Origin of the sequence: Amycolatopsis sp. NPDC102389, from assembly GCF_044765885.1 — a bacterium.
Classification (GTDB): domain Bacteria; phylum Actinomycetota; class Actinomycetes; order Mycobacteriales; family Pseudonocardiaceae; genus Amycolatopsis.
Genome location: NZ_JBIWKX010000025.1, coordinates 103626 through 110089 on the forward strand (window position 1 = coordinate 103626; position 6464 = coordinate 110089).

A 6464-nucleotide genomic window follows, 5' to 3' on the forward strand; every position below is an offset into this window, starting at 1 on the left:
TCAGTGTCTGTCGGTGAACCCGCAGCCGCGATCGCGTCGCCAGGGCACGGTCGCGAGGGGTGCGTCGCGGTGGCTTGGCGGGGCGCCCTGCCGCCGCGATAGCGGAGCCTTCGGCGGAGGCGGGTTCAAGCTCAGGGTCGCCTTCCGGATACATCGCAGCTCCGCACATTCGCTTATACCGAGGGGTTGTCTTCACCCCTGGCGTGGCGACCGCGCCGGAAACCGCCTTGCAGGCTGGTCATCCGTTCACGGACCGCTTCGGGGGAAAGTGAGAGTATCGGCCTCTCCCCTCGCGGCTTCTCCGGCCTGTCGTCCTGCGACCGCGCCTCGGGAACGACGGCGGGCAGCACCGGCCAGGTCTCCTCCGCGCCGTCCTCTTGTTCCAGTTCGGCGGGTGTCGGCCAAGCGGGCTCGGGCTCCGGCGCCTTCTTCTTCGGTTCCAGCGGCTTCAGCGTCGGTTCGGTCGGCTCGTCCGGGTCCTGCGCGGGCTCCTCGGGCGCGGCGTTCTTCACCGGTTCGAACGACGGCAAGGAAGGCGGACCGGGCTCGGCGGGCGAAGGACCTTCGCGCGGGCCTCCGTGGTCGAACCACTGCGAAAGCACGCTCTGATATTTGGGCATCCGCTCGGTCGGCGAGTCCAACTCGAGGTGGTTGACGGCGTCGTCGTCCGAAGACGGCCACTCCGGCGGGTTCTCGCGCTCGACGACGGGCGCGCGCCGCAGCGGCCCGGGGTCCAGCACGGGCGCGAACCGCGATTCCTCGGCGCTCTCCTCCGGCTCGGGCAGCGCCGGGACTTCCAGCGGCGGCTCGGGTTCCGGCTCCGGTACGACGGTGACGGGCGGGGGTTCCGGCATCGGCGCGGGCCGGGGCGCTTCGACGATGAGCTCGGCGGGCACCACGACCACCGCGGTGATCCCGCCGCCGTCGGCGGACCGCAGGCGGACGTCGATCTGGTGCCGGACGGCCAGCGTCGCGACCACGAACAGGCCCATCCGCCGGGAAACCTCGACGTCGACGTCCGGTGGGTTCGCCAGCCGTGTGTTGGTCCGGTCGATCTCCGCCTGCGGCATCCCGGCGCCGTGGTCGGTGATCTCGATCTGCCATTCGCCGCGGTCGGTCTCGTGCCCTTCGACCTGCACCATGGTGCTCCGGTCCGAATAGCGGGTCGCGTTCTCCAGCAGCTCGGAGACCACGTGCACGAGGTCGTTGACGGCCTCGCCGCGCACCGCGATCCGCGGCGCCGCACCGAGTTCGATCCGCTGGTAGTGCTCGACCTCCGACAGCGCGGCGCCGATGATCTCGTCGGCGACGACGGCGCCGCCGTCTTCACGGACGACGTCGGTTCCCGAGAGCACCAAGAGGTTCTCGCTGTTGCGGCGCATCCGGGTCGCGAGGTGGTCGAGCTCGAAAAGACCGGCGAGGGTGTCGGGATCCTGTTCGTCGGCCTCCATCCGGTCCAGCACGGACAGCTGCCGTTCGACGAGGTCCTGGCTCCGCTGCGACAGGTTCACGAACATCGCGTTGATGTTCTCCCGCAGCATGGCCTGTTCGCCGGCGAGCCGGACGGCCTCGCCGTGCACCGCGTCGAACGCGCGTGCCACCTGGCCGAGCTCCTCGCGGCTGAACACCGGGACCGGCGCGACGGCCAGCCGCCGCCGCAGGTTCTCCGGCTGCGGCTCGGGATCGCTGAGCAGTCCTTCGACGGCCGCCGGGAGCTGGTGCTCGGCGACCTGGAGCGCGCTGCGGCGCAGGATCCTCAACGGCCGCAACAGCGAACGCGCGATGATCACCGAAAGCACGCCGGCGACGACCAGTACGGCGAGCACGATGCCGCCGTCCCAGATCGCGGACGTCCTCGCTCGCGCCGCCAGGGCGTCGGTGCGTTCCTGAAGCTGGACGAGCAGCGCCTGCTGCACCTGATGGGCCAGATTGACCGTGTACGTGGCCGAGGTGTCCCACTGGTTCGGGTCCAGCCCGCCGAGCCCCTGGTCGTTCTCGGCGCGGATGAGCGCCGATTCCACCATGTCGTTGCCGATGTCGACGATCAGGCCGATGACCGTGTCGTCGTACATCCGCTGCTGTTCGGGGGTCGCGAAGGTGCGGTAGTCGCTGCGGGCGGCGGCGAGTTCGGCCTCCGCGCCGAGCAGCGCGCGGGTCCGGTCGCGGTTGAGCCCGCCCTGCGCGAGCGCGGCCGCCATGATCGCGCGTTTGACCGACATCTGATCCTTGACCCGCGCGAGCGCGTTGCCCGCGAGGCGGAGCTTCCCCAGATCCGGGTCGGAGACGTCGGCGGCGGTGGCATCGCTGATGTCGAGCAGGCCGGAGATCAGTTCGCTGTAGGAACGCAGCACCGCGTCGGCGGGAAAAGCCGAGTGTTCCGCGGAAAAGCGGAGCCCGGTCAGCACGCGCAGGCGGTCGCTGGTCTGCTGAAGGCTCGTCGCGGCCTTGTCACCGAGCCTGCTCTTGCTTTCGCCGAGCGTGCGGTCGAACGTGCCGATGGCCTCGTCGGCGCGCTTGCGCTGCTCGGTCAATTCGGAGAGATCGCCCTTGCGGTCGCCCGCGACGAACCGGACGGTGAGGTCGCGTTCGCGCTGAAGCTGGTGCACGGCTTCGGCGACGGTGCTGTCGACGCGGCCGCGGGTGGCGAATTCGGCCAGCTGCCGCGCGTCCCGCAGATCCGAGTTGACCCGGAGCCCGACGAGGGCGACCACCGCGAGCGCGGGAATCAGGAGTACCACGAAGAGTTTGGTACGGAGGTGCCAGTTCCGCAGCCGCCAGCGGCCGCCGACACGGGGATGCCGTTCCGCCGCGTCGCCCCCACGGGGACGCTTGTCGCGACGGGCCACCTGGTTTCCTTTTCCCACCACGGGACCCTTTCCCATGGCTGACATCGGGGACGAGAGCCCGAACCTACTGTAGAGTAACAAGGTTCGAGAACGATCGAAAGCCGCGCCATCGGGCGTCTCCCGCAGGCGATCGTATGGGGCCCGGACCATACGATCCAGAAGGAGGAGCACATTCTCTCGGTAGGTGAGCGGTGACGAAGATGCGTGTCTTGGCGATTCCGCTGGTAGCGGCTCTGCTGGCGACCGCCGGTTGCGGAGTGTTTTCCGGTGGTGACGCAAGCACCGACGCGCCACCCGAACGGACGGAACTACGCATCGGTGTCGGAAGCCCCATCGACACGGCGCCCTTGCGGGTCGCCGTCGCCGCCGGGAGGTTCACCGCGGCCGGCCTTTCCGTGACCCTCGTCGAAGTTCCCGCCGACCAGGCGATCGGCAAGCTGACATCCGGCGAGGTCGACCTGGCGTTCGCCAGCGACGTGTCGATCTTCCGCGCCGCCGCGGGCGGGACGGCCCTGCAGCTGCAGGGTGAGGCCTACACCGCCGGCCGCAACACCATGGCGCTCGTCACACTCCCCGGCTCCGACTACACCGAGCCGACGCTCAAGAAGGCGCCGAAGATCGCGGTGAACATGCTCGACGACGTCGGCGTGCTCGCGGCGCGATCGGTACTCGGGACCGCGGGCGTCGACGTGAACCGGATCCAGTTCAAGCAGAACCCGTTCGACCGGATGCCCCAGGCGTTGCAGGGAGGCGAGGTCGACGCCGCGTGGATGGTCGAGCCGTACATCACCAGGGCCGAGAAGGAGCTCGGGGCGAGCATCCTCGCCGACGGCGCCCGCGGCGCGACCCTGGACTTCCCGATTTCGTCCTACGTTTCGATGGGCGCGTTCGCTCAGGCCAACGCCCGCACGCTCGCGGTGTTCCGGAAGGTGCTCGGCGAAGCGCAGGTGTGGGCGGCCGATCCGGCCGTCGTCCGTGACGCGCTGCCGTCGTTCTCCGACATCGACCGGACCACGGCGTCACTGATCTCGCTGGGGACCTACCCGGTCTCCCTCAACGGCATCCGGCTCCAACGCGTCGCCGACCTGATGCACAACTCGGGCACGATCGGCGCCCGGCTCGACGTGCAGTCGATGGTCGCGCGCCCCTAGATGTTCTCCCCGGTCGGCCTGAGACACACGGTGCGCACGGGCGGCCCGGTGTAGCGCAGCTCGGTGTCCTCCGACTCGCAGACGCCCCCCGAACCCTTCAGTACGGTCGCTCGCACCTCCGCGCTGATGTCGGTGCAGCGGACCTTCGCGATCCGCGTCTCGTGCACGACGTCGCGCAGGCAGTCGCCGGTCTCGACGTTCAGCGCGAGACAGAGCGTCTTCTTGGCCGTCCGGCCGGACGAACTCCCGTACAGCTCGAACTGGATGTAGTCGGCGTCGCGGCAGTCGGACGAACCCGTCCGCACGTCGTCGATGCGGAAGGTCGCGCGGCTCGACGTGCAACTGGCCGTCGTGTAGCTCTGGTTGCCGCCCGCCTCGTCGGTCAGGTACAGGCATTTGCCCGCCTCGACCGTGGCGAAACTGCTCGACCGCGAGATCCCCCAGGCTGCCAGGCTCCCCAGGCCCAGCGCGAGGACCACACCCAGCACGATCGAGACCCTGGCGAGCACGCTCAGCGGCGCCGGCTTCGGGAAGGGTGTCGGCGGTCCGGCCTCCGGCATCGGGGGCAGCGGCGCGGGCACGTGGAACGGGTCGTACTCGGGTGTCCCGCCGGTCGGTGTAGTCGTCAAGGTCCCCTCCAGTCACCTGTCGCACATCCTTCCACCAGCGGTGCCGGGACGGGAGCCGGTGTGGCCGGAACGTATAAAGGAGGATGTGACCGATGGCCCGCTGATCGTCCAATCCGACAAGACCGTGCTCCTCGAGGTCGACAACAGCCAGGCCGACGACGCGCGGATCGCCATCGCGCCGTTCGCCGAACTGGAACGCGCGCCCGAGCACGTCCACACCTACCGGATCACGCCGCTGGCGTTGTGGAACGCCCGCGCGGCCGGCCACGACGCCGAACAGGTCGTCGACGCGCTGACCACGTACTCGCGGTTCCCCGTGCCCCAGCCGCTGCTCATCGACATCGTCGACACGATGGGCCGCTTCGGGCGGCTGCAGATCGCCAACCATCCGGCGCACGGCCTGGTGATGTCGACCATCGACCGCGCGGTGCTGGAGGAGATCCTCCGGCACAAGAAGATCAGCCCGATGCTGGGCGCGCGCATCGACGAGGACACCGTCATCGTGCACCCGTCCGAACGAGGACGGCTCAAGCAGGCACTGCTGAAGGTCGGCTGGCCCGCGGAGGACCTCGCGGGCTACGTCGACGGCGAAGCGCACCCGATCGACCTCGCCGAGGTCGACTGGGAGCTGCGCGACTACCAGCGCAAGGCCGCCGAGGCGTTCTGGGCGGGCGGATCCGGCGTCGTCGTGCTGCCGTGCGGCGCGGGCAAGACCCTGGTCGGCGCCGCGGCCATGGCGCACGCGAAGGCGACCACGCTGATCCTGGTGACGAACACCGTCGCCGGACGGCAGTGGAAGCGGGAACTGGTCGCGCGGACCTCGCTCACCGAGGAGGAGATCGGCGAATACTCCGGCGAGAAGAAGGAGATCCGGCCGGTCACCATCGCGACGTACCAGGTGGTCACGCGCAAGACCAAGGGCGAGTACCGGCACCTGGACCTGTTCGACTCGCGGGACTGGGGCCTGGTGGTCTACGACGAGGTCCACCTGCTGCCCGCGCCGGTGTTCCGGATGACCGCGGACCTGCAGTCCCGGCGGCGGCTCGGGCTCACCGCGACCCTGGTGCGCGAGGACGGACGCGAAGGCGACGTGTTCTCCTTGATCGGCCCGAAGCGGTACGACGTCCCGTGGCGCGACATCGAGGCGCAGGGCTGGATCGCGCCGGCTGAGTGCACCGAGGTCCGCGTGACGCTGACGGACGCCGAGAGGCTCGCGTACGCGACGGCCGAGGCCGAGGAGCGGTACAAACTGGCGGCGACCGCGGACACCAAGACCAAGGTGATCAAATCGCTGGTCGACCGGCATCCCGGCGAGCCGACGCTGGTCATCGGGGCCTACCTCGACCAGCTGGAGATGATCGGCGACGAACTCGACGCGCCGGTGATCCAGGGCGCGACGCGGAACAAGGAACGCGAGGAACTGTTCGACGCGTTCCGGCGCGGTGAGATCAGGACCCTGGTCGTCTCGAAGGTCGCGAACTTCTCGATCGACCTGCCGGAGGCGTCGGTCGCGATCCAGATCTCCGGGACGTTCGGCTCACGGCAGGAGGAAGCGCAGCGGCTCGGACGGCTGCTGCGGCCCAAGGACGACGGACGGCAGGCGCATTTCTACTCGGTCGTCTCGCGGGACACCGTCGACACTGAGTACGCGGCGCACCGGCAGCGGTTCCTGGCGGAACAGGGGTACGCGTACCGGATCGTGGACGCGGACGACCTGCTGCGCCCTCTTTAGGGACGGTCTTCGCTCCGGGTGGTGGGGGGGGGGGGGGGGGGGGGGGGGGGGGGGGGGGGCGCACCCCCCCCCCCCCCCCCCCCCGCCCCGCCCCCCCCGCGGCGCG

Annotated in this window: 4 protein-coding genes; 2 read left to right on the plus strand and 2 right to left on the minus strand. The window is 70.0% G+C overall.

Annotated features, from left to right (window positions below; translation table 11 throughout):
• Positions 1–173 precede the first annotated feature (173 nt).
• Positions 174–2846, minus strand: coding sequence for a nitrate- and nitrite sensing domain-containing protein (locus ACIRGA_RS22045; RefSeq protein WP_400943780.1), 2673 nt, complete (start codon positions 2844–2846; stop codon positions 174–176).
• Positions 2847–3037: 191 nt separating this feature from the next.
• Between ACIRGA_RS22045 and ACIRGA_RS22050 the strand changes: the two genes are divergently transcribed.
• The gene (locus tag ACIRGA_RS22050; protein ID WP_400943783.1) at positions 3038–3997 is read left to right on the plus strand and encodes an ABC transporter substrate-binding protein; all 960 of its coding nucleotides are present in this window, start codon (positions 3038–3040) and stop codon (positions 3995–3997) included.
• On the opposite strand, the gene ACIRGA_RS22055 is transcribed toward ACIRGA_RS22050, so the two are convergent.
• Positions 3994–4626 carry a hypothetical protein gene (locus ACIRGA_RS22055; RefSeq protein ID WP_400943785.1) on the minus strand — a complete coding sequence of 211 codons (633 nt, stop codon included), beginning with the start codon at positions 4624–4626 and terminating at the stop codon, positions 3994–3996. The two genes, ACIRGA_RS22050 and ACIRGA_RS22055, sit on opposite strands and share 4 nt — an antisense overlap.
• Positions 4627–4711: 85 nt before the next feature.
• Between ACIRGA_RS22055 and ACIRGA_RS22060 the strand changes: the two genes are divergently transcribed.
• Positions 4712–6358: a DNA repair helicase XPB gene (locus ACIRGA_RS22060; RefSeq protein ID WP_400943790.1), complete on the plus strand. Its 1647-nt coding sequence runs from the start codon at positions 4712–4714 to the stop codon at positions 6356–6358.
• Positions 6359–6464 lie beyond the last annotated feature (106 nt).